The sequence below is a fragment of the Aminobacter sp. LjRoot7 genome, assembly GCF_964252895.1.
Taxonomy (GTDB): domain Bacteria; phylum Pseudomonadota; class Alphaproteobacteria; order Rhizobiales; family Rhizobiaceae; genus Aminobacter; species Aminobacter aminovorans_B.
In genome coordinates this window covers 21,371-43,529 of sequence record NZ_CAXUPX020000018.1, presented here as the reverse complement: position 1 = coordinate 43,529, position 22,159 = coordinate 21,371, and the positions used below count along the sequence as shown (strand labels likewise).

The window sequence follows — 22,159 nt, the reverse complement described above, 5'->3', positions numbered from 1 at the left end:
AGCAGGAGAGTTGCATGGTCGGTCCGGACCTCGCTGAAGAAATGGAAGCCTTTCGAAACAGTGTTCGCCGCTTTCTCTCCGAGGAAGTGGTTCCTGATATCGCGACGTTCCGCGCCGCGCGCCGCGTGCCGCCCGCCGTCTGGAAAAAGGCCGGCGAGATGGGCCTGCTCGGCGTCAGCATTCCCGAGCAATATGGTGGCGCGGGCGGCAATTTCCGGCATGAGGCGGTCATCATCGAGGAGCTTAGCCGCATCGGCTTTCCCGATTTCGGCATTCCGCTCCACAATGGCATCGTCGCGCCCTACATCGCCAATTACGGCTCCGAAGAGCAGAAGCGAAACTGGCTCCCGAAACTCGCGACGGGCGAGATGATCGGCGCCATCGCCATGACCGAACCCGGCACCGGTTCCGACCTCCAGGCGATCCGCACCAAGGCGACCAGGGATGGCAACCGCTATCTCATCAACGGCCAGAAGACTTTCATTACCAACGGCCAGAACGCCAATCTCGTCATCGTCGCCACCAAGACCGACGCGAGTGCCGGCTCGAAGGGCACATCGCTCTTCGTCGTGGAGACCGAGGCGGTGGAGGGCTTTCGTCGCGGGCGCAACCTCGAGAAAATCGGCTTCCACGCACAGGATACGTCCGAACTGTTCTTCGATGACGTCTCTGTTCCGCCAGAGGCGCTGATCGGAGATAGCGAGAACCGGGGCTTCTACCAGTTGATGGAACAGCTGCCGCAGGAGCGACTGATCATTGCCGTGCAGGCGCTCTCGGCGATCGAGGCGGCGATCGATGCCACCATCGACTACACCAAGCAGCGCAAGGCCTTCGGCAAGGCTGTGATGGACTTCCAGAACACGCGCTTCGTGCTCGCCGAGGCGCGTACGGAGGCCACGATCGGCCGGGCATTCCTGGAGCAATGCATCGACAAGCTGGTCAACGGCGAACTCGATGCCGCGACAGCCGCCATGGCGAAGTGGTGGTTCACCCAGAAACAATGCGAGGTGACCGACGCCTGCCTGCAGCTGTTCGGGGGCTACGGCTACATGGCCGAATATCCGATCTCGCACATGTGGGCCGATGGCCGCGTGCAGAAGATCTACGGCGGCACAAATGAAATCATGAAGGAACTGATCGCCCGGACGCTGTGATACGGCCGCGATGATAGTCTGAGGAGAAACTTGCCATGCAGGAATGCTACATCTACGACGCCGTGCGCACGCCGCGCGGCCGCGGCCGGCCGGACGGCGCGCTTCATGAAGTCCCCCCGCTTGATCTGGCGGCACATGTCCTGCAGTCGATCCGGGACCGCAACGAACTCGACACGTCTATCGTCGATGACGTCGTCCTCGGCTGCGTCATGCCCGTGGGCGACCAGGGCTCGAATGTCGGGCGCGTCGCCGCGCTCAACGCCGGCTATGCCGAGACGGTCGCCGGGGTGCAGGTCAACCGCTACTGCGCCTCGGGCCTCGAGGCGGTCAACATGGCCGCCGCCCAGGTGATGTCGGGCCAGTCGGATGCAACGATCGGCGGCGGCGTCGAATCCATGTCGCGCGTACCGATGGGCGCCGACGGCGGCGGCTGGTTCGCCGATCCGCAGATCGCCTTCAAGACCTATTACACGCCGCAGGGCATCGGCGCCGACCTGATCGCCACCAAATGGGGCTTCTCGCGCGACCATGTCGACGCATTTGCCGTCGAAAGCCAGAAGCGAGCGGCCAGGGCATGGGAAGAAAAGCGGTTCTCGAGATCGATCGTGCCCGTCAGGGACGAACTCGGCCAGGTTCTGCTGGACCGGGACGAGCATATGCGGCCGGCAACGACGATGCAAAATCTTGCCGCACTGAAGCCGGCCTTCGCCGCGATGGGCGAGGCGATGGGCTATGACGCGGTCGCGATCCAGCGCTATCCCGAGGTCGAGGCGCTCGACCATGTGCATCACGGCGGCAATTCATCCGGCATCGTCGATGGTGCCGCTGCCGTGCTGCTCGGCTCCAGGGAAGCGGGCATCCGCATGGGCCTCAAGCCGCGAGCCCGCATCCGCGCCTTCTCCTCGATCGGCAGCGAGCCCAGCATCATGTTGACCGGCCCCGAAAAAGTCACCCGCAAGGTGCTCGCCCGTGCCGGCATGACGCCCGGAGATATCGATCTCTTTGAACTCAACGAGGCTTTCGCCTCGGTCGTGCTTCTGTTCCAGCACCTGCTCGACATCGACCCGAACAAGCTCAACGTCAATGGCGGCGCAATCGCCATGGGCCATCCCCTCGGCGCGACCGGCGCGATGATCCTGGGTACTATGGTCGACGAACTCGAACGTGCCGATCTCAACACGGCGCTTGTGACGCTTTGCGTCGGCGCGGGTATGGGCACTGCAACCATTATCGAACGCGTGTGAGGACTGTGATGGAAAACCTGAAAATCGATATCGATGCCGATGGCATCGCGCTCATCACCATCGATATGCCGAAGCGCTCGATGAACGTGCTGAACGAGGGGTCGATCGCCGATTATGCCGAGGCGGTGGAAAAGGTCATCGCCGACGAAACGATCAAGGGCGCCGTCGTCACCAGCGGCAAGCCGTCCTTCATCGCCGGCGCGGATCTGGACTGGATCCTGTCGTTGGCGGAAGCCGATCTGCCGGGCGAGCAGCGCGCCATCAACGTCTATGAGACGGTCATGAAACTGCAGCGGATCATGCGCCGCACCGAAAATGGCGGCAAGCCTTTCGTTGCCGCCGTCAACGGGCTGGCGCTCGGCGGTGGCCTGGAATTGTGCCTTGCCTGCACCCGCCGCATCGTCGCCGACGATCCACGCATCCAGCTTGGCCTGCCGGAAGCCAAGGTCGGCCTGTTGCCGGGCGGCGGCGGCACGCAGCGCTTCGCGCGCATCATGGGGCCGCTCAAGGCTTTGCCGCTGCTGCTCGAAGGTCGCGCGCTTTCGCCCGCCGAGGCGCTGAAGCTGGGCATCGTCGACGAGATCGTGCCGGCTGCCGATCTCGTATCCCGCGCCAAGGCCTGGATCCTTTCGTCCAAGCCGGAGGACTGGGTGAAGCCCTGGGACCAGAAGGGATACAAGGCGCCGGGCGATGATCCGCGCACCATGGAAGGCTCGCTCGCTTTCTCGGCGGCCAATGCGATGAACCGCAAGAAGACATTCGGCAACTATCCCAATCTCGATGCGATCCAGAAGGCAGTCTATGATGGCATCAACGTGCCGCTCGACACCGCACTCAGGATCGAGTCGCGCTATTTCGCCACCCTGATGGTCAGCGACGTCGCCCGCAACATGGTACGCACCCAGTTCGTCAACCTGCAGAAGGCCAACAAGCTCGAAGGCCGGCCGGCCGAAGTCGCGGCGCGGAAGGTGACCAAGCTCGGCGTGCTCGGCGCCGGCATGATGGGCGCGGCCATCGCCCATGTCGCGGCCAAGTCGGGCATTCCCGTTATCGTCATCGACCGCGACCAGCCCAGCGCGGACAAGGTGCTGGACCATATCCGCGCGGCCTCCGCTTCGGATCTGGCCAAGGGACGAACGAGCCAGGCCGCGATTGACAAGCTGCTGGCGCTCTTGACGCCGACAACAGACTATTCGGCGCTGTCCGGTGCCGAACTCGTGGTGGAGGCGGTCTTTGAGGACAGCGCGATCAAGGCCGACGTGACCGGAAAGGCCGAAGCCGTTCTCGGCGCCGATGCGGTCTTCGCGTCCAACACGTCGAGCATCCCGATCTCCAGCCTCGCCGAGGCCTCGTCCCGGCCGGAACAGTTCGTCGGCATCCATTTCTTCTCGCCGGTCGAGCGTATGCCGTTGGTCGAGATCATCATGGGCGGCAAGACCGGCCAGGCCGCGCTGGCGCTCGCCATGGATTTCTGCAGGCAAATCCGCAAGACGCCGATCGTGGTCAATGACGGCCGCTTCTTCTATACGAGTCGCGTCTTCGCGACCTATACGACCGAGGGCTGCCTGATGGTTCAGGAGGGGATTTCGCCCGTCCTGATCGAAAATGCCGGAAAGATGGCCGGCATGCCGGTCGCCCCCCTGGCTCTGTGCGACGAGATTTCGCTCGATCTGATCTACCACATCAACAAGCAGGACGCGAAGGATGTCGGCCGCGGTTTCCCCGGCTCGCCGGCGGAAGCCTTGATCGAGCGGATGATCGAAAAGGAACGCCGACCCGGCAAGAAGGCAGGCAAGGGCTTCTACGACTACCCGGCCGACGGCCACAAGCGTCTGTGGCAAGGCCTCGCCGACGTCGCGACACTGCGCGCCGACCAGCCGGAAGCATCCGCGCTCATCGAACGCCTGCTCGTGATCCAGGCCCTGGAGGCTGCGCGCTGCCTGGAAGAGGGCATCGTCGCGACGCCCGCCGATGCGGATGTCGGCGCCTATCTCGGCTGGGGATTCGCGCCCTGGACCGGCGGTCCGATTTCCTACATCGACACGATCGGCGCCGCCAAATTCGTGGAGACCTGCCGTACACTGGAGGCGTCGTGCGGGCCGCGATTCCGTCCGAGCGAGAGCCTCGTCAGGATGGCGGAGAGCGGGGAGAGGTTCTACGCCCTCAGGGGAGCGGCGGAAAAGGCAGCCTGAATTGCAATGCCATCCTCGGGCTTGTCAGAGCCCGGGGATTCCTGTCCTGAAGATTTATACAATTCTAAATTAAATGACTCTCGCCAGCAGACGGCGCCGCTAGCATTACCTTCGATCAGCGCTTCACGCTGTCCACGCGTGCGGGTCTTGCGACCGGCATTTCCGTTCAGCACCAGGGGCCGGAGACGCCTGATCAAGGCTCCGAAACCCGAACCATCAGCTTGCCGTCGTTCTTGCCCGAGAACAGCAGGTTGAGCGCGTCGGGGGCGTTGTCCAGCCCGTCGACGATGTGGTCCTTCCACTTCAGCCTGTTGTCGCGAATGAGCCCCTCGATCTCGGCATAGCCATCACGCGCCCGGCGGAAATGGTCCATCACCAGGAAGCCGTGGATGGTCAGACGTTGCATCAGCACCCGCTGGAACTCGCGCGGTCCGGATACCGGGCCGCCCTCGTTATAGGCCGAGATCATGCCGCAGAGGGCGATGCGGCCACCGATCTTCATGCTGGCGATCGCGGCGTCGAGGATCGCGCCGCCGACATTTTCAAAATGCATGTCGATGCCGTCGGGGCACAGGCGGCGCAGCTCGGCGCCGACATCCGACGCCTTGTAGTCGATTGCCGCGTCGAAGCCTAGTTCGTCCACGAGCCAGGAACACTTGTCGGGTCCGCCGGCAATGCCGATGACCCGGCACCCGCGCGCCTTCGCGATCTGGCCCGCGATCGATCCGACCGCGCCTGCGGCCGCGGATATGGTGACGGTCTCAGCCTCCTTGGCGCCGCCGATATCGACGATGCCGACGAAGCCGGTAAGCCCGGGCGGACCGAGTGCGCTCATATAGGCGCTCCGCGGCAGGTCGGGCTTCGCCGGCACCTTGCTGAGCCTGGCGGCGGGCAGCGTCTGGAATGCCGCCCAGGCGCCGTCATGCGGCATAACGACATCGCCGGTCGCGAACCGGTCGGACCGCGATTGCTCGACGACGGCCAGCGTCACGCCGCGCATCATGTCGCCGATCTGCACCGGCGGCAGATATTGCTCCATGTCGCTCATCCAGATCCGGTTGGTCGGATCGAGCGAGAGGTAGATCGTGCGGATGAGCACCTCGTCGGGGCTGGGCAGGCGGATCGGTTCCTCGACCAGTTCTAAGTCGCCCTTTCGAGGCTCGCCTTCGGGACGGTGTCTCAGCCGCCAGGCGCGATTGATTTCGTTGCTCATATCAGGACGCCAGCTTCTGGCGCTTGACTGTTATGCCGGCCTTTTCCCGATCCCAGGTGTCAGCCGTGACGCCATCCTTGCGCAGCAGGTGCTTCTGGACGCGCTGCGTCGGGGTGCGCGGAAAGTCCTCGACGATCCTGATATAGCGCGGCACCATGTAATGCGGCATGCGCGGCAGCAGGTATCTCAGAAGCGCTTCCGGATCGATCGTCCGGCCTTCCACCGGGCGCACGACGGCCATCACCTCGTCCTCGGCGAACTCGCTCTGCACGGCCACGGCGGCGGTCTCCTTGACGTCGGGATGTCCGTTCACCTCGAACTCCACCTCGACCGAGGAGATGTTCTCGCCGCGCCGGCGGATGGAATCCTTGATGCGGTCGACGAAATAGTAATTGCCCTCGTCGTCCTGCCTGAAGGCGTCGCCGGTGTGGAACCAGCCGTTGCGCCAGGCGGTCGCGGTCGCCTCGGGGTTCTTGTAATAGCCGGCATTCATCGCCCAGGGCGTGTCGCAGCGCATGATGAGCTCGCCGATCTTGCCGCGCGGCACCTCGCAATCGTGCTCGTCGACGACACGGCACTCGACACCCTGGCGGACCGTGCCGCAGAAATTGGTCGGGACCGGGTCGAGCACGGTGCAGAGCGGCGACGATGTCTCCGTCATGTTGAACACGCCGTAGGGATGGAAGCCGACGCGCTTGGCGAGCTGCTTGGCCTCTTCGGTCAGCGGGTTCATGATCGCGTATCGAAGCGGCGTCTTCTCCTCGTCCTCGGTCCGCTCGGCTTTCAGCAGGAAGGTGGCGGGCGCGCCCATGATGATGGCGAATGTGCCGCCGGTCTTGCGCACGTCGCGCCAGAACGTATCGGTGACGAACTGGTTGAACAGCGCGATCGAGCCGCCCTTCTGGATCGCCCAGGCCACGAAGGAGAAGCCGCCGATATGAAAGAGCGGCATGTAGATCACGCCCCGATCATCCGCGCCCTGATAGGGGTAGGTGTTGAGGCCCGTCGCAGCGACATGCGCATAGGGGCAGAGCACCGCCTTGGACGCGCCCGTCGTGCCCGATGTATAGAGAATGCACTGGATGTCCCAAGGCTCGATGGGGCGATCGAGCGCCGGCGGAGTCCTGTTGCCCGAGGCCAGCACAGCCTCGCCGTGGAATTCGAGATCGCCGATCGGCGTCACGGCCTCGTTGCCGGCAATAATCACCTTCTTCAGCTTGGCGGTCTCGATGTCGGCCAGCAGCGGCACCAGCGCCGGATGCGCCACCATGACCTCCGCGTCGGAGAGCGCGATGGCATGTTCCAGCAGGCGCCCCTTGTAGGCGACATTGACAGGCACGAAGGTCGCACCAAGATAGTTGATGCCGAGCAGCGTCTGCAGGATCAGTTCGCCATTGGGCAGCCAGACCAGCACATGGTCGCCCTGCTTGACGCCGACGGAGGCAAGCCCATTTGCGGTCTCGATCACCTTGTCGCGCAGCTGCGAATAGGTACAGGGCACGCGGTCGTCGTTGAAGGTCGCGAAGATCTTCTCGCCATACTCCTCGGCGCGGCGATCGAGCAGGTTGCGTACCACGCAGCTGTCCGACTGGGGAACTCTTGGATCACTATGTCCCGACATGTCGATCTCCTCCATAACTTCCATAACGCATCAATTGATGGACAGCACGCATTTGCCGACGATTTCGCGGTTCGCCAGCGCCGTCAGCGCATCGGCCGCCTTTTCCAGCGGATAGGTGCGGCCGACATGGGGCGCGATATGGCCCGCCTCGGCCCATTGCCCAAGAATGCGCATGTTCTCGTCGAAGAGATCGGGATGGCGGCCGCGCCAGTTGCCGTGCAGCACGCCGACGATCTCCACTTCCTTGATAAGGATGTGGTTGGTCTTGACCGGGGCATAGGTGCCGCTGGTGGCGCCGATGATCAGGATGCGGCCCTCGAGCGCGATGCAGCGCATCGATGCCTCGAAGACGGGGCCGCCAACCGGATCGTAGATGATGTCAGCGCCCTTGCCGCCGGTCAGCTCCTTCACCCGCTCGCGGATGTCCTCGGTGCTGTAATTGATGACATGGTCGGCGCCCATCGCCTTGACGACGGCGAGTTTTTCGTCGCTGCCGCCGGTGGCGATGACGCGGGCACCGAGATGCTTGCCGATCTGCACCGCCGCCGTGCCGACGCCGCCGGTCGCGCCGTGCACGACCAGCGTCTCGCCCTTGCGGATGCGGCCACGATCGACCAGCGCGTGATAGCTCGTGGCATAGGTCGCGAGATAGCCGGATGCGGCCTCGTAGCTCATGCCCTTCGGTATGGCGGTCAGCGCGGAGAGCGGCGCGGTGACCTCTTCCGCGAAGAGGCCGAGCGGTTCGGCGGCACCGGTCACTATGACGCGGTCGCCCACTTTCCAGGAAGCGACGTCCGGTCCAATCTCGACGATCTCGCCCGCGGCCTCGATGCCCGGAATGAAGGGCAGGTCGGGCTTGACCTGATAGCCACCCGCGATCTGCAATATGTCGGGGAAGTTGAGCGCCGCGGCTTTCAGCTTGACGCGCACTTCTCCCGCGCCTGCGGGGTGGGATGGCCGCTCCTCGATTTCCAGCACCGAGGGATCGCCCAGGCGGTTGCATACGACTGCCTTCATACTCGAAATCCTTCCAAATGCACCGAGGGGGCGCTTCAATCCATGCGAAAACCGCCGTCGACATTGATCGACTGGCCGGTGATGAATGCGGCGTCAGGGCCGCAGAGAAATGCGATCGTCGCGGCTTGATCCTCCGGCACGCCGGGCCGCTTCATCGGGATTGCCTTGCGCGTGCCGCCCTGGACACGCCCGACCTCGATGCCGGCCGACGCGGCCTGCCGGGCATAGGTGCCGAGCATCATGTCGGTCTCGGTGACGCCGGGGCAGACGGCATTGACGCGGATGCCGAGCGGCGCCAGTTCCTGAGCCATCTGCTGGGTAAGCCCGATCACGGCGAATTTCGAGGCGCTGTAGCCGCCATAGTTGGCGATCCCGAAGCGCGCTGCGAGCGAGGCGAGATTGACGATCGCCCCGCCTTCGCCGGCTTCCAGCATGGCGCGGGCCGCGTGCTTGGAGACATAGTAGACGCCGTTCAGGTTGACGTCGATCGTATGACGCCACACCGCGTCGTCGAGATCGACGATCGGCGCCGAACCGGCCCCGCCGGGCACGCCGGCATTGTTGACAACGATGTCCAGCCGCCCGAGCGTCGTTTTCACCCGAGCGATCATGGCTTCGACCTGGTCGGGCTTGGTCACGTCGCAATCGATGGCGATCGCGCGCCGTCCGAGCGCTTCGATCTCGCGCGCCACCGAGGCGACGCCGTGCCAGCCGGCACTCCGTTCATGTTCAGGAAACGACGCGGGATCGCGGGGCAGGGCGGAGACGGCGACATCGGCGCCTTCCGCCGCCAACCGCAATGCCGTCGCACGGCCGATGCCTTTCTGCCGGCCGGCCCCCGTGATCAAGGCCACCTTTCCGTCAAGCTTGCCCAAGTTTTCCTCCCTCGAACGTCAGTTGGAGACGACGACCTTCTCTTCGGTGAAGAAGAGCGGCGAGCGCGAGAAATCGATGAAGCGCCGTTCGTCTTCCAGCAGTTCACGGGCGGCGCGCTTGGCCGCCTTGTCGGTGAAGGTGGCCCTCAGATCCTCGAGCGTTTCCCAGGAGACCTGGGCAATGCCGTCGTAAGGCTCGGGCGCGCCGCGTGCGGTGGCCGGGCTTTCGAAGCCCGGGATCAGCAGTCGGGGCATCTGCACATAGCGCTTCATCCTCAGGGCTTCCGCCCGTTCCTTGACGAAAGGCCCGTGCTCCTCCCACCAGAAGCGCCGGAATTCCTCGACGCTCATGTCGTCCCGCTTGCGGACGCAGAATACGATCGTGATCATGGTGTTCTTTCCTTCCGCCGATCTTCGATGACGTGGCGGTAGGTCGCGTAAGTCGGCTGTTCGATGGCCAGCTTGTCGAGAGTCGTGGCCCAGAGATGGTCCGATAGGCCCGGCGTACCGAGCGTGACGGCGCCGTCGCGGATGGCGGCGCAGAGTTCGGCGTTGAGGGTCTCTAGATCGCCGTCATGGCCCAGCAGTTCCGCCAGGCGTTGCCCTTCGGCGGCCGCGACGGGTGGCTTGCCCGCGATCTCCCGCCGGACGAGATCCAGCGCATTTGCCGCGACGCGGGTCTTGAACGAAGCGGCGCCGTCGAGTTCCGGCACCAGTTCCTCCCGGAGGAACCGGATCACGGCTTCGAGCAACTTGTCGCCGGACGGCCTATCGAGCATGGCGGCCCTCCGGGTCCAAGAGGCAGAGCAGATCGAGTTCGGTCTCGGAACGGCGGCGGCCGATCGAGCCGCGCTCGACAGAGGCGTCGGCGCCGGTCAGGAACTGTTCGGCCATCTGGGCGCACTGGATGCCCCAGTTCATCGTATAGGCCAGTTCCCAGAAATGGGCGCGTTTTGGATCGACGGACCGGCCGCTTGCCTTCTCATAGGCGGCGAACAGATCCTCGCGGCTGCCGAAGCCGCCGACGGGCCTGTCGATCTCGCCGAACCGCCAGGACGGGATGGTGAGATAGCCGAGATCCTCGTGCGGATCGCCGATATGGGCGCCTTCCCAGTCGAGCACCGCGCGCAGGCGGTCCGGCGAGACCAGCAGGTTGCCGTTGCGGAAGTCTCCATGCAGGAGGCTGAGGGGGTCGAGATCGGGCAGCATGTTGTCGCCGAGCCAGCGGAACGCCAGTTCGAAGACCGGGCCGGGCGCGTCCAGTGCGAGATAGTCCTGGTAGATCCGGTCGATCGCCTGCGCGGGCTGGCGCCGTTCCAGCCCGGCGATACCCGACGGGTCGATGCGATGTACGGCCGCCAGCACGCTGCCGCATTCCGCCGCCAGCCGGGTGCGAAGATCCCCATAGGCCGCGTCGCGCAGGATGCGGCGGGGGATTGTTTCCCCCTCGATGAAGCTCATGATGAAACCGTCGCCCAACCGGTCGCCGGGAGAGAGCACGTGATGGACCTCCGGCACGGGAACGCCGGCATGCTGCGCCCGGCGGATCAGCTCCGCCTCGCCGCCGAGATTGATGCCGTAGGGCCGATCCGCGCGCAACGTGCCACGCGCCCGCCGCAGGATGAGCGGCAACGTGCCCTCATCGCGGACGACGTCGAAGGCCCAGGTCTCCTGCACGGCACCGCCCGAAAGCGGCCGCAGGTGGCTCACCTCTTTCAAACCGGGCAGCAGCGGGGCGAGCGCGCCAACGAGGCGCTGCTCCATGCTTGGCTCTATGGGTTGATCGATGTCCACGTCTTCGTTCCGCTATTGCGCGGTCTTGGCGGAAAGATGCGCGAAGGCCTCGCGGCGCGGCCCCATGAAGCCGAACAGGTAGCCGGCGACCTTGCGCATCTGGATTTCCTCTGAGCCTTCGGTGATCCGGTAGCGCCGGTGATGCCGGTAGATATGCTCGAAGGCCTTGTGGCGCGAATAGCCGATGCCGCCATGGATCTGCATGGCGCGGTCGGCCGCCTCGCAGCACATCCGGTTGGCCCAGTAGTTGCACATCGAGACCTTGTCGGACAGGCGCTTCTCGACCTCCGGATGCGGCATCTGGTCCATCTCCCACGCGGTCTTGCGGATCAGCTGCCTGAGCATTTCGGCTTGCGTTGCCAGTTCCACGAGCGGCCACTGGATCGCCTGGTTCTCGGCGAGCGCATGACCGAACGGCATGCGGCTGCGCGCATATTTCACGCTTTCCTCGATGCAGTAGACGGCGGCGCCGAGCGAACTCGCCGCCTGGCGGATGCGGTTCTCGTGCACGAAGGCCTGTGCCAGCGCCAGCCCGTTGTCGGGCGGGCCGAACTGCGCGTCATCGCCCACCCAGACATTGGAAAGCGTGAAGCGTGCGTGGTCGGTCGGCATGTTGAAGGTCCACATATATTCGTCGATGTGAACGCCCGGCGTGGAGGTCGGCACCAGGAAGGCGCTGATCCCCCGCGCATCGCCGTCCTTGCCCGCCGTACGGGCAAAGACGACGCAATGCGTCGCGATATGCATGCCGGTGATCCACATCTTCTCGCCGTCGATGCGCCAGCCCGGCTTGCCGTCGCGGGTCTCGCGCACGGCCCCTGTCTCCATATGGGTCGCGTCGGAGCCGTGATGCGGTTCTGTCAGGCCGAAGGCGATCCAGGCCGAGCCGTCGAGGCAGTCACGGATGAACTTCTCCTTCTGCTCGGGCGTGCCGAAATCGCGCAGCATGACGATGACGGGGAAGTTGCCGACGATCGAGTGTTCGTTCTGCAGGTCGTTGTGAAGGCCCAGCCCCTTGGACGCCAGATGCTCGCGGATGACGGCCATCCATAGGTTCGAGCCACCCTTGCCGCCGAACTCCGTCGGCAGCGCGAAGCGGAGATACCCCGCCTTGTCGGCGCGGCGCTTGGCTTCGTTGAGCAGGGCTTCCCATTCGTGACGCGGCAGGCCCTGGTTCTCGAAATCGGTTCGCGCCCATTCGCGGCGATGGTCGAAGAAGCGCTCGTTGTCGTCGGCGGTCTGGAGTGGCACGATTTCCGCATCGATGAAGCGGTCGAGTTCGACGAGATAGGCGACGAGGTCGGCGGGCAGGTTGAAATCCATCTCGGGTATCCCTCTACTTGCCGGTGAAGACGGCCTTGCGCTTCTCGGCCAGCGCCGCGAAGCCTTCCTTCACGTCCTCGGTCAGGTAGGTCGCATAGGCCCAGTGCTCCTCGCCGGGATAGTCGGCCGGCCCGTAGCCATAGGCGGTCGCGATGCCCTGCTTGGTGGCGGCCAGCGCCATTGGTGGACGATCGGCCAGTTCCTGCGCGAAGGCGGCGAGGCCAGCCTCGAACTCGGCGTCGGCGAAGACGCGACTGACGACGCCGTTCTGGCGCGCTTCCTCGGCCTTCCACATTTTCGCGTTGAGCAGGAAATCCTTGGCGGCGCCGATGCCGAGATAGCGGGTGATGCGCAGCGCCGGCGCGACGAAACCGATCGCCACTTCGGGCAGCGTGAAGCTCGAGCTCTCGGTCGCCACGCGGAAGTCGCAGGCGAGCGCCAGTTCGGCGGCATTGCCGATGACGATGCCGGTCAGGGCTGCGATGGTGATGAAGGGCAGGCGGTCGACGATGTCGAACAGTTTGAATTCGCTGGCGATATAGGCCTGAAAATCCGGCCCCATCGACTTGATCGTATCGATGTCGGCACCGCGGCTGAAGCTCTTCTCGGTACCCGAGAGGATAAGCACGCGCGGCTTGCGCGCGACGGCGTCCTCGATCGCGGCATGGAACTCTTCCAGCAGGACCGGCGTGATCACGTTACCGCGGGTCCTGGTATCGAAGGCGAGGCGGATGATCTGGCCCTTCTCGTCCGAGGTGAGGGTGATCGTCTCGAAGCTCTTGGTCACGCTGCTGTCATCCCTGTTTCAATCGATCCCGGCGCGGCCTTCGCAAAACACCTCGCCGTGCCGCAGGCCCTCGAAAGGACCGGCGGCAGGGATCTTATCTCAATATCGCCGGCGCGTCGGAGGGTTCCGGGCGCCGAGGTCGGTTTGCTAAAACTCGATCGCCTTGCCCGGCGACGGAGCTTCCATCGTGTCGCGTCCGTCGACCTTGATAAAGTCGGCGACGACCCAGCCGCGCTCGTTGTCGGCACGGTCGAGCTTGAGGAAGGTCACATCGCCGATGCACTGGTGGTCCTCCTTGCGGAATTCGCGCACGCCCTTGGCGGTGTCGAACTTCATGCCCTCCATCGCCTTGACGATCTGCTGCGTGTCCGTGCCGCCGGTCGCCTTGATGGCGTTGGCATAGGCGTAGATCGACGCATGCGACAATTCGACGAAATCGTCGGGGAATTCCTTGCCGGTCGCCGCGACATAATCCGTGTAGAGATCACGACCCATCGCAAGGTTCTTGTAGGCCTCATAGTACCAGAAGACGCCCATGAGGATCGACGGCGGAATCCTGTTCTTGAGTGCGGTGGGCACGCCCCAGCCGCTGCCGGCATCGGCGGCGAGCGGGAATTTCGAATCCATTCCGAGGCTTGCCGCCTGGGAGAAGAACAGGATCGCATCCGCCCCGTTCGTCGTGTTGAGGAAGCACTGCGCCGGGGTCGCCATCAGTCGGGCGATCTGCTGCTTGAAATCAGGCGCTCCCACCTTGGTGACGATAGGATCGGTGATCGTCACATCTTTGTTGGCGAGCTTGGGATAGAATTCCTTGAGCCCGCTCTCGAACGCTTTCCAGATCGACTTGCCGTTGGCGGCGTCGGTCACCACGCCGGTCCAGTTCGTCAGTTCCGGCATGCGCTCTGCGAACAACTTCGCCTGGGCGCGATATTTGGTATAGGCGTTCTCGCAGATCCGGAAATAATTCGGCGTGAAGGCCTCGTGCGTCAGGCTGTCGGCGACCGCAGAGCAGGAGATTAGCGCCGCATTCGCGTCGGTCAGCAGCGGCGATATGCCAAGCACCGAAGCTGTCGAGATGTTGCCGCAGAGCAGGTTGACGCCCGAGGCGAACAGGTCTCGGCCGGCGGTCACCGCGTCCTTGCCGGTTCCCTTGTCGTCGCGGGCGACGAGTTCGAGCTGCATGCCGTTGACGCCGCCCGCCTTGTTGATCTGGTTGACGGCGATCTCCGCGCCGGTCAGCAGGGGCCGGCCCATGACCTCCATCCCGCCGCTGAGCGGGCCGAGAAATCCGATCTTGATCGTCTTCGCCTGCGCGCGGGCGCGCCCCGGCAGGAGACCGGTGGAAGCGACGGCGGCAGCGGCGGTCGTCTGCAAGAGTTTGCGTCTCGAAATAGTGGTCAAGGTGTTCTCCTCCCAGAGCTTGATCGATTTTTGGTTGCCTTCGGGGCGTCGCCCCGCGATATGAATTCTAAAGAACGTTTGTTTTATTAACATGCGCCGGAGACGTCGGGGTGTCAAGCATGCCCGGCGTCCGAATGCGCGAAAACCGCTTCGAGAGAGCGAAATTTTTTCGCCATAACATGTTGTAAAACAATAATTATCGCAGAAGGCCGTTTTAGCCTCCGTCGTCGCGATGCCGCTGGTTGCACCGCCGTCAGACAGCGAGATATTTGTCCGCGATCTCCGGATTTCCGTCGAAATCCCCCCAGGAGCCGCCGAACACGATCCGGCCGGTATCGATGACATAGACATGATCGGTGCATTTTCGCGCGAACCAGACATTCTGCTCGCAAAGCAGGAGCGCTATGCCCTCCGCCTCGCAACGTGCGAGAATATCGGTCGCCATCTGTTCGACGATGACCGGCGCCAGGCCCTCGGTCGGCTCGTCCAGCAAGAGAAGGCTCGGCTTGGCCGCGAGGCCTCGCGCCACGGCGAGCATCTGCTGCTGTCCGCCGGAAAGCTCGCCGCCCATGCGTTCGCCGAGCGTGGAGAGCATCGGGATCGACGCGATAACATCCCGCGCCTCCTTCAATGCCACCCTGCGACTGACGCCGAACCGTGCGAAGGATATGTTTTCCAGCACCGTCATATGCGTGTAGATGCGCCGGTCCTCCGGCACGAGCGCAATGCCCTTGCGCGCCCGCTCATGCGCCTTCGTCTTTTCGATCGACGCGCCGCGCCAGGAAAGCCCGCCCCGCACGGTCGTGCCGGCATTCATGATGCTCTTGAGAAGGGTGGACTTGCCGGCACCGTTGCGGCCGAGCACGGCGACGCGCTGGCGCTCGGCCACAGTGAGCGATACCTGGTGCAGGATATGGCTTTCGGCATAGAAGGCGTCGATGGCTGCGACGTCAAGCATGGTACATCTCCTGCCCGAGATAGACATCGCGCACCGTCTTGTTGGCACGGACCTCCTCGGGCGTGCCGATGGCGATGATCTGGCCGTAGTTCATCACCATCAACCGGTCGGAAAGCCCGAAAATGACACCCATGTCGTGCTCCGTCATCAGAACCGTGACCTCGCGCTCGGTCTTGATCTTGCGAATGAGCTGGGTGATCGCAACGCGCTCGCTCGGCGACATGCCGGCGGTTGGCTCGTCGAGCATCAGTATGCTCGGACGTCCCCCGAGCATGACGGCGAATTCGAGCCGTTTCTTGTCGCCATGCGACAGGAACTTCGCCTTGATCGTGGACGATTGCGCAAGGCCGAGATCGGCGAGCAGCGCATGGGCTTCATCGCGCACCGCAGCCGCCGGCCTGAGGTCATACCATCTGCCGATGCGCTTGCCTTCGGCGCGAAGACGCGCTTCGATCACGACAACGACATTTTCCTCGACGGTGAGTTCGGGAAAGACGCGCGCCACTTGGAAAGTGCGCCCGAAGCCTGAATGGACGCGGCGGAAGGCAGGCTCGGCGGTGATGTCGCGGCCACGGAACCGGATCTTTCCGCTGTCCTGGCGGGCCTCGCCGGTCAGTACCTTGAACAGGGTTGTCTTGCCCGCGCCGTTCGGACCGATGATCGCGAAGGTCTCGCGTTCCCGCACGTCGAAATCGAGACCCTTCAGGACCTTCATTGCGCCATAGCTCTTGTGCAGGTCTGCGACATCGAGAAGAGCGGTCATGGCGCGGTCCTTTCGATCTGTTGTGCCTGGGCCGGCTTGTTCCCGGCCCGTGCGCCGGAGAGCCAGCGCTTCAGCGCGACCGCGGCGCCGCTGATACCGGTCGGCGCGATCAGGATGATGCCGATCAGCACCCCGCCGATGACGATCTCCGATGCGCCATCCAGCGTCCGCGTTGCATAGTTGATGAGCGCATAGGCGAAAGCGCCGACCGCGGGGCCCCAGAAGAGGCTGGAGCCGCCGAGCAATGAGTTCAACATCGGTTGCGCGGAATGCAGCCAGTGGCTCAGGTCGGGCGTGACGATCTGCACCCAGGGCGCCGACAGCCCGCCGCAGATCGCGGCGACCGCGCCGGATACGGCGAAGGAAATGACCTTGAACCGGTAGACATTGATCCCTATGAATGTCGCGCGCTCGGGATCCTGTGCGATGGAGCGCAATGCGCGTCCGTACCGGCTCCGGACGAGCCACCAGAGCGCCAGCGCGACGACCAGGCACACGGCGAGAATGCACCAGTAGTAGGCGGTCGACGACCGAAGGTCGAGCGAGGCTACTCCCAGATTAACGACGGGCCGGGGAATGCCGCCCAGGCCTTCGTCGCGGCCGAAATAATCGACATAGCCGATCACCATTCGGACCAGTTCGGCGATGGCCAGCGTCAGGATGGCGAAATGGATGCCGGAGGCACGCTTGAGCGCGACAGCGCCGATCACGAACGCCGTGGCGCCGCCCAGCAGGAAGGCTACCGCGAGCTGGCCGAAAAAGTCGAGCGGCCAGCCGTATCGTTGCGCGCAGCCGACGAAATAGGCGCCGAGCGCGAAAAAGGCGGCATGGCCGAAGCTCGCGATGCCCGCATAGTTGAACAGCAGGTTCCAGGACAGCGCGAAGACCGCCTCGATGATCGCCAGGCCTATGATGAAGGTCACGCCGTCATTGACGAACAGCGGCAGCAGCGCTAGCGCGACAAGGGCGATCAGGCCGGCCATGAGCCAGAATTGATTGTCTTTGCCGGGCATCAATGCACTCCTGAACTGAAGATACCCTGAGGTCGGATCAGGATGAAGAGGATGAGGACGACAAAGAGGCTGATACCCGGCAGGTCGGGCAGCAGTACGGTGCTCACGCTTTCCACCAGGCCGAGCATTATCGAGGCGAGGAATGCGCCGCGCACATTGCCGAGCCCGCCGATGATCACGGCGGTGAAGGCGAGAAGCAGGAAGACGTCGCCGAGCGAGGGCGAAAGGCTCTGATTCGGCACCAGCAGCCCGCCCGCGACGCCGGCAAGCATGAAGCTGACGACGACGGCTGCGGTCATGATCACCGGCGTGTTGATACCGAGGGCTTCCGCCATCCACGGGTCACGCGCCACGGCCTGCACGGTCTTGCCGATCCACGACCGCTGCAGCAGGAATTCCAGCAGGAGAAAGACGGCGATGCCGGCGGCGATTACGAACAGGGAATAGACCGGAATGAAGACGCCGCCGACGAACCAGGTCTGGTCGAGCATTTCCGGCGGGCGGACCAGCTGGAAATCCAGTCCCCAGATGACCTTGATGCATCCGGTCATCACCAGGAGCAGCGCGAAGGTCGCGATGAGCGTATAGTGATAATCCGCATTGCGCAGCCGGCGGAAGACGACCAGATCTGTCGCCAGACCCACGATCCCGACCGCGAGGCCGGCGATGAGGCTGGCGACCAGGAACCATGCCATCGAACTCGGCTGCGCGCCGACCAGCGTATAGGTCACATAGGCACCCAGCATGAAAAACGTGCCATGCGCGAAGTTCAGGATCTTCAGGATGCCGAACACCAGCGTCAGCCCGGCCGCGACCAGGAAGCCGGCCATGCCGAGCGTGAGGCCGCTGAAAATGGCAAAGCTCCATTCAGCAAACATGGCATGCCTTCCGGTTCCAAGCTGGATCGCAGGCGCAGCACGGCGCGCGGCCACATAACGACATTCGATCCTCCGTCTTCTCGTTGGCCTGTCCGAATTGGTGTCGAACGCGGCTTCTCCATGGCAGAGAGATACCAAGTGAAAGTCCACCAAGCAAGCGTTTGTTTTTTACCTTTGACATTCCGCCCATGTCGGATATTCATGCGGCGGGAAAGCCCGATCGGATATCACCGCGGGCTCGAGGATCATGGGATGGCAGAACACGGTCTTGTAGGCAAGAAGGTGCTGGTCACGGGTGCATCGAGCGGCCTGGGACTGCATTTCGGCACTGTCCTGGCGGCCGCGGGCGGGGAGGTCATTCTCGCCGCCCGAAGCCTCGACAAGGTGGAGGCCGCCGCCGCTGCCATGGTCGAGGATGGCGGAAAAGCCCATGCCGTCAGGATGGACGTCGCGAACAGGAAATCGGTGGAAGACGTTTTCGGCCGGTTCGAAATCGACGTGGTGGTCAACAATGCCGGGATCACGGTGAGCGCCTCGGCGAAAGACCTGTCCGACGATGATTTCGATGCCGTGATCGACACGAACCTCAAGGGCGTGTTCACTGTTTCACAGGTCGCGGCCCGCCAGATGATCGCGCGTGGCGGCGGCGCCATCGTCAATATCGCCTCGATTCTCGGCTTGCGCGTTGCCGGCCATGTTGCAGCCTATGCCGCGTCGAAGGCCGGTGTCATACAGCTTACCAAGGCGCTCGCGCTCGAATGGGCGCGCTATGGCATTCGCGTCAACGCGCTCTGCCCCGGCTATATCGAAACGCCGCTCAATCGCGACTTCTTCGCCAGCGAGCCCGGCCAGGCGCTGATGAGGCGCATACCGATGCGCCGACTGGGTCGGCCTTCCGATCTCGACGCTCCGCTTCTGCTGCTTTGCTCGGATGCGGCCAGCTACATGAGCGGTTCAATCATTGCCATCGATGGCGGTCATCTCGTTTCCAGCCTGTGAGTGATCATGGATTTCACCATTTCCCCAGAGACCGAAAATCTTCGCCAGCGGATCGCTGCCCTCGTGGAGAGCGAGATCCTGCCGTTGGAAAGCCAGCCGCAGGCCTATGACGCCCACGGCAATATAGGCCTGGACGCACTGGAGGCATTGCGTGCCAAGGCGAAGAACGCCGGAATTTGGACGCTGCAATTGCCCAGGAGCGTGGGCGGCGGCGGACTCGGCAAGATGGACATGGCCGTCTGCTACGAGGAAATGAACCGCTCTATTTTCGGCCCCGTCGTCTTCAATTCGGCGGCGCCGGAAGATGGCAACATGATGGTGCTCTCCGACCTCGGCACGGAGGCACAGAAGGAGCGCTGGCTGATGCCGATCGCCCGCGGCGAGGTGCGCTCCGCCTTCGCCATGACTGAACCGCATCCAGGCGGCGGCTCCGACCCCTCCATGATCCGGACGCGCGCCGAGAAGAAAGGCGACCGCTACGTCGTGACCGGCCGCAAGTGGTTCATCACGGGCGGTGCGGAGGCAACGCATTTCATCCTGATCGCGCGGACCTCGGACGATCCCCGGTACGGCCTCACGGCCTTCCTGTTTCACAAGGACCAGCCCGGCTGGAAGATCGTCCGCCGCATCGGAATCATGGGCCCGGAGGAACATGGCGGCCACTGCGAACTGGAATTCGACGGGCTGGAAATCCCCGAGGAAAATATCCTGGCGGGCCTTGGCCGTGGCCTGAAGGTCACCCAGGTCAGGCTCGGACCGGCGCGCCTGACCCATTGCATGCGCTGGCTCGGCCTCTCCAAGCGCTGCGTCGAGATCGCCCGCGACTATGCCGAGAACCGCTTGGGTTTCGGCGTGCGGCTGGCGGATCGCGAGTCGGTCCAGGTCATGCTGGGCGAGCTCGCCATGGCGATCGAGATCGGCCGCCTGCTCGTCATGAAGGCAGCCTGGGAGATCGACCGTGGCGGCTTTGCCCGCAAGGAAGTCTCGATGGCCAAGGTGCATGTCGCCAACGTGCTGCACAAAGCCGCCGACACCGCGATCCAGATCAATGGCGCGCGCGGCTATTCGACCGACACGGTGCTGGAATGGATCTACCGCTATGCCCGCCAGGCGCGTCTGGTCGATGGCGCCGACGAGGTGCACAAGATGGTCCTAAACCGCCATCTCGCCGAGGAGCGGCGCGATTTCTGGCACTGGCAGGCGTCCTGACGGCGTCCAGGTGCGAGGAGGTGGCGAGCATGAATGACAACGAAGGAAAGCCGGCATCCGACGCCGACCTGGATTTCGATCCCCGGGCTTTCGAGACCTTCCTGCGGCAGTCCCTAGGCGGGGCCGACGGACCGCTTCGACTGACGCGGATTCAGGGCGGACAGTCGAACCCGACCTACTTCGTTGACCATGGATCAAGGCGCATGGTCCTGAGGAAAAAGCCGGCGGGCGCGATCCTCAAGGGCGCGCATGCCGTGGAGCGCGAGTACCGAGTGCTCAATGCCCTGAAACCGACCGGCGTGCCGGTCCCCGAGGCCATTCTGCTTTGCGAGAATCCCACCATCATCGGCACGCCCTTTTACCTCATGGAAAGGGTGGAGGGAAGAGTGCTGTCGGATTGCTCCCTGCCGGGCATGTCGCCGGCGGAGCGGCGGGCGATCTACATGGCCATGGCGGAGGCGCTTGCCGCCCTGCATCGCGTCGATCCGCGCGTGATCGGGCTCGAGGACTACGGCCGGCCCAGCAATTATTTCGTGCGGCAACTCGCACGCTGGAACCAGCAGCTACGGCAATCCGACGGCCCGCCGATTCCTGATCTTTATGAGCTCATGGAGTGGCTGGAAGCCAACATGCCGCCGGAGGATGGCCGCATGTCGATCGCCCATGGCGACTTCAGGCTCGGAAATATGATGTTCCACCCGACCGAGCCGCGGGTGATCGCTATCCTCGACTGGGAACTGTCGACTCTCGGCCATCCACTGGCCGATCTCGGCTTCTGCTGCATGCCTTGGCATACATCGCCCGACGAATATGGCGGCATCCTAGGGCTGGATATGACGCAGCTCGGCATCCCGGCCGAAGCGGAATTCGTGACGCATTACATGACGCACGTCGGCAGTGAAGCGGAACTCCGGCCCTTTCACGTCGCTTTCGCCCTATTCCGGTTCAGCGTGATCTTCGTCGGCATCGCCGATCGTGTCAGGGGCGGCAACGCCGCCGACGCAAACGCCCAGGCGCTGGGGCCCCTCGCCAAGCGCTTTGCCAAGCGGGCACTCGACGTCACGAGACCCGCCGTATCGTGCTCGTGACTGCGTCGGTAACCCCTACGACCTTGTTGCCGTCGCCGGCGGCTGAAAGCACCTGACCCGGCCGGCCTATGCCGACGCCATCCGTGCGGCCATCGGTAGAAATGAGAAGGCGGCCGAGCTAACGCAGTCCGAGGTGCTGGTGCTGATGTGCATTGCTTATTTCCAGCCGATCACGCGTGGCGAGCTCTCCTCCTTCTTTGGCAAGGAAGTTTCGCGCGATCTGATCGGCCATCTGCGCGGCGCCGGCTTCATCGCGTCCGGTCCGCGCAGCCCGACGCCCGGTGCGCCTTATACCTATGTCACAACCAAAGAATTCGAGTTCGGCCTCGGCCCGCTGAGCGACCTGCCGGATTTCGAGGCGCTTGAGGATGCCGGGCTGCTGTCGAAAGAAAAATTGTTGGCAGGCGATACCCCGGTCGGGCTGAGCCGCGACGAGGGGTATGCTGGGGAGGACTTGGCAGGCGTCGACCACTCGACGACACCTGCGGCTGATTGACAAGGGAAAAAACACAATTGCGCGATACAAATCACCGATGAAAAGGTAACGTCGCAGCCGCGTTTCCGAGTTGCCGGAGACCTAAGAAGAAGAGCTTAACCACTGCCCGCCATATCGTAATGCTGCTTAAGAGC

At 63.9% G+C, this 22,159-nt stretch carries 20 protein-coding genes and 1 pseudogene; 7 read left to right on the top strand and 14 right to left on the bottom strand.

Going from position 1 to position 22,159, the window contains the following annotated elements; all coding sequences use genetic code 11:
- The first annotated feature begins 14 nt into the window (after positions 1-14).
- Genes ACSQ3E_RS29360 through ACSQ3E_RS29350 form a run of 3 tightly spaced genes read left to right on the top strand, consistent with a single transcriptional unit; the run spans position 15 to position 4,590 of the window.
- Positions 15-1,154 (top strand): acyl-CoA dehydrogenase family protein, encoded by a 1,140-nt coding sequence (locus ACSQ3E_RS29360; protein ID WP_436125337.1) that lies wholly within the window; start codon positions 15-17, stop codon positions 1,152-1,154.
- A 35-nt stretch (positions 1,155-1,189) separates the two neighbouring features.
- Complete coding sequence (locus tag ACSQ3E_RS29355; protein ID WP_436125336.1) at positions 1,190-2,398, top strand: acetyl-CoA C-acetyltransferase; 1,209 nt, start codon at positions 1,190-1,192, stop codon at positions 2,396-2,398.
- Positions 2,399-2,406: 8 nt separating this feature from the next.
- Positions 2,407-4,590, top strand: a complete 2,184-nt coding sequence (locus tag ACSQ3E_RS29350; protein WP_436125335.1) for a 3-hydroxyacyl-CoA dehydrogenase NAD-binding domain-containing protein — start codon at positions 2,407-2,409, stop codon at positions 4,588-4,590.
- Between the two features lie 193 nt (positions 4,591-4,783).
- Here ACSQ3E_RS29350 and ACSQ3E_RS29345 read toward each other — a convergent pair whose 3' ends face one another.
- The 14 genes from ACSQ3E_RS29345 to ACSQ3E_RS29280 form a co-directional block, all read right to left on the bottom strand.
- A complete protein-coding gene (locus tag ACSQ3E_RS29345) occupies positions 4,784-5,803 on the bottom strand; it encodes an NADP-dependent oxidoreductase (protein WP_436125334.1) in 1,020 nt (339 codons plus the stop codon).
- 1 nt (position 5,804) lies between these two features.
- The gene (locus ACSQ3E_RS29340; protein WP_436125333.1) at positions 5,805-7,424 is read right to left on the bottom strand and encodes an AMP-binding protein; all 1,620 of its coding nucleotides are present in this window, start codon (positions 7,422-7,424) and stop codon (positions 5,805-5,807) included.
- Positions 7,425-7,454: 30 nt separating this feature from the next.
- Positions 7,455-8,441 carry an NADPH:quinone oxidoreductase family protein gene (locus tag ACSQ3E_RS29335; protein ID WP_436125332.1) on the bottom strand — a complete coding sequence of 329 codons (987 nt, stop codon included), beginning with the start codon at positions 8,439-8,441 and terminating at the stop codon, positions 7,455-7,457.
- 35 nt (positions 8,442-8,476) lie between these two features.
- The gene (locus ACSQ3E_RS29330; protein ID WP_436125331.1) at positions 8,477-9,316 is read right to left on the bottom strand and encodes an SDR family NAD(P)-dependent oxidoreductase; all 840 of its coding nucleotides are present in this window, start codon (positions 9,314-9,316) and stop codon (positions 8,477-8,479) included.
- Between the two features lie 18 nt (positions 9,317-9,334).
- Complete coding sequence (locus ACSQ3E_RS29325) at positions 9,335-9,706, bottom strand: EthD domain-containing protein (protein ID WP_436125330.1); 372 nt, start codon at positions 9,704-9,706, stop codon at positions 9,335-9,337.
- Positions 9,703-10,095 (bottom strand): DUF6285 domain-containing protein, encoded by a 393-nt coding sequence (locus ACSQ3E_RS29320; protein WP_436125329.1) that lies wholly within the window; start codon positions 10,093-10,095, stop codon positions 9,703-9,705. The genes ACSQ3E_RS29325 and ACSQ3E_RS29320 overlap by 4 nt, the downstream gene beginning before the upstream one ends.
- On the bottom strand, positions 10,085-11,080 hold the full coding sequence (locus tag ACSQ3E_RS29315; RefSeq protein ID WP_436125358.1) for a phosphotransferase family protein: 996 nt from the start codon (positions 11,078-11,080) through the stop codon (positions 10,085-10,087). The genes ACSQ3E_RS29320 and ACSQ3E_RS29315 overlap by 11 nt, the downstream gene beginning before the upstream one ends.
- 42 nt (positions 11,081-11,122) lie before the next feature.
- On the bottom strand, positions 11,123-12,433 hold the full coding sequence (locus ACSQ3E_RS29310) for an acyl-CoA dehydrogenase family protein (protein WP_436125328.1): 1,311 nt from the start codon (positions 12,431-12,433) through the stop codon (positions 11,123-11,125).
- Between the two features lie 13 nt (positions 12,434-12,446).
- On the bottom strand, positions 12,447-13,220 hold the full coding sequence (locus ACSQ3E_RS29305; RefSeq protein ID WP_436125327.1) for an enoyl-CoA hydratase/isomerase family protein: 774 nt from the start codon (positions 13,218-13,220) through the stop codon (positions 12,447-12,449).
- Between the two features lie 147 nt (positions 13,221-13,367).
- Positions 13,368-14,621: an ABC transporter substrate-binding protein gene (locus ACSQ3E_RS29300; RefSeq protein ID WP_436125326.1), complete on the bottom strand. Its 1,254-nt coding sequence runs from the start codon at positions 14,619-14,621 to the stop codon at positions 13,368-13,370.
- Between the two features lie 253 nt (positions 14,622-14,874).
- On the bottom strand, positions 14,875-15,579 hold the full coding sequence (locus ACSQ3E_RS29295; RefSeq protein ID WP_436125325.1) for an ABC transporter ATP-binding protein: 705 nt from the start codon (positions 15,577-15,579) through the stop codon (positions 14,875-14,877).
- Positions 15,572-16,342, bottom strand: a complete 771-nt coding sequence (locus ACSQ3E_RS29290; RefSeq protein ID WP_436125324.1) for an ABC transporter ATP-binding protein — start codon at positions 16,340-16,342, stop codon at positions 15,572-15,574. Before ACSQ3E_RS29290 ends, ACSQ3E_RS29295 begins: the two co-directional genes overlap by 8 nt.
- Positions 16,339-17,325: a branched-chain amino acid ABC transporter permease gene (locus ACSQ3E_RS29285; RefSeq protein ID WP_436125323.1), complete on the bottom strand. Its 987-nt coding sequence runs from the start codon at positions 17,323-17,325 to the stop codon at positions 16,339-16,341. Before ACSQ3E_RS29285 ends, ACSQ3E_RS29290 begins: the two co-directional genes overlap by 4 nt.
- A gap of 29 nt (positions 17,326-17,354) precedes the next feature.
- Positions 17,355-18,287, bottom strand: a complete 933-nt coding sequence (locus ACSQ3E_RS29280; RefSeq protein ID WP_436125322.1) for a branched-chain amino acid ABC transporter permease — start codon at positions 18,285-18,287, stop codon at positions 17,355-17,357.
- A 198-nt stretch (positions 18,288-18,485) separates the two neighbouring features.
- Between ACSQ3E_RS29280 and ACSQ3E_RS29275 the strand changes: the two genes are divergently transcribed.
- From ACSQ3E_RS29275 to scpB, 4 genes and pseudogenes are all read left to right on the top strand, one after another.
- The gene (locus ACSQ3E_RS29275; protein ID WP_436125357.1) at positions 18,486-19,232 is read left to right on the top strand and encodes an SDR family NAD(P)-dependent oxidoreductase; all 747 of its coding nucleotides are present in this window, start codon (positions 18,486-18,488) and stop codon (positions 19,230-19,232) included.
- Positions 19,233-19,238: 6 nt separating this feature from the next.
- The gene (locus ACSQ3E_RS29270) at positions 19,239-20,441 is read left to right on the top strand and encodes an acyl-CoA dehydrogenase family protein (protein ID WP_436125321.1); all 1,203 of its coding nucleotides are present in this window, start codon (positions 19,239-19,241) and stop codon (positions 20,439-20,441) included.
- A 29-nt stretch (positions 20,442-20,470) separates the two neighbouring features.
- Positions 20,471-21,529: a phosphotransferase family protein gene (locus tag ACSQ3E_RS29265; RefSeq protein WP_436125320.1), complete on the top strand. Its 1,059-nt coding sequence runs from the start codon at positions 20,471-20,473 to the stop codon at positions 21,527-21,529.
- Between the two features lie 7 nt (positions 21,530-21,536).
- Positions 21,537-22,025, top strand: a pseudogene (scpB, locus tag ACSQ3E_RS29260) (SMC-Scp complex subunit ScpB); the annotation flags it as partial.
- Positions 22,026-22,159: the final 134 nt, after the last annotated feature.

Coding starts and splice junctions, on each gene's coding strand:
- ACSQ3E_RS29360 (WP_436125337.1), top strand. CDS start 15: ATGGTCGGTCCGGACCTCGCTGAAGAAATGGAAGCCTTTCGAAACAGT.
- ACSQ3E_RS29355 (WP_436125336.1), top strand. CDS start 1,190: ATGCAGGAATGCTACATCTACGACGCCGTGCGCACGCCGCGCGGCCGC.
- ACSQ3E_RS29350 (WP_436125335.1), top strand. CDS start 2,407: ATGGAAAACCTGAAAATCGATATCGATGCCGATGGCATCGCGCTCATC.
- ACSQ3E_RS29345 (WP_436125334.1), bottom strand. CDS start 5,803: ATGAGCAACGAAATCAATCGCGCCTGGCGGCTGAGACACCGTCCCGAA.
- ACSQ3E_RS29340 (WP_436125333.1), bottom strand. CDS start 7,424: ATGTCGGGACATAGTGATCCAAGAGTTCCCCAGTCGGACAGCTGCGTG.
- ACSQ3E_RS29335 (WP_436125332.1), bottom strand. CDS start 8,441: ATGAAGGCAGTCGTATGCAACCGCCTGGGCGATCCCTCGGTGCTGGAA.
- ACSQ3E_RS29325 (WP_436125330.1), bottom strand. CDS start 9,706: ATGATCACGATCGTATTCTGCGTCCGCAAGCGGGACGACATGAGCGTC.
- ACSQ3E_RS29320 (WP_436125329.1), bottom strand. CDS start 10,095: ATGCTCGATAGGCCGTCCGGCGACAAGTTGCTCGAAGCCGTGATCCGG.
- ACSQ3E_RS29315 (WP_436125358.1), bottom strand. CDS start 11,080: ATGGAGCAGCGCCTCGTTGGCGCGCTCGCCCCGCTGCTGCCCGGTTTG.
- ACSQ3E_RS29310 (WP_436125328.1), bottom strand. CDS start 12,433: ATGGATTTCAACCTGCCCGCCGACCTCGTCGCCTATCTCGTCGAACTC.
- ACSQ3E_RS29295 (WP_436125325.1), bottom strand. CDS start 15,579: ATGCTTGACGTCGCAGCCATCGACGCCTTCTATGCCGAAAGCCATATC.
- ACSQ3E_RS29290 (WP_436125324.1), bottom strand. CDS start 16,342: ATGACCGCTCTTCTCGATGTCGCAGACCTGCACAAGAGCTATGGCGCA.
- ACSQ3E_RS29285 (WP_436125323.1), bottom strand. CDS start 17,325: ATGGCCGGCCTGATCGCCCTTGTCGCGCTAGCGCTGCTGCCGCTGTTC.
- ACSQ3E_RS29275 (WP_436125357.1), top strand. CDS start 18,486: ATGGCAGAACACGGTCTTGTAGGCAAGAAGGTGCTGGTCACGGGTGCA.
- ACSQ3E_RS29270 (WP_436125321.1), top strand. CDS start 19,239: ATGGATTTCACCATTTCCCCAGAGACCGAAAATCTTCGCCAGCGGATC.
- ACSQ3E_RS29265 (WP_436125320.1), top strand. CDS start 20,471: ATGAATGACAACGAAGGAAAGCCGGCATCCGACGCCGACCTGGATTTC.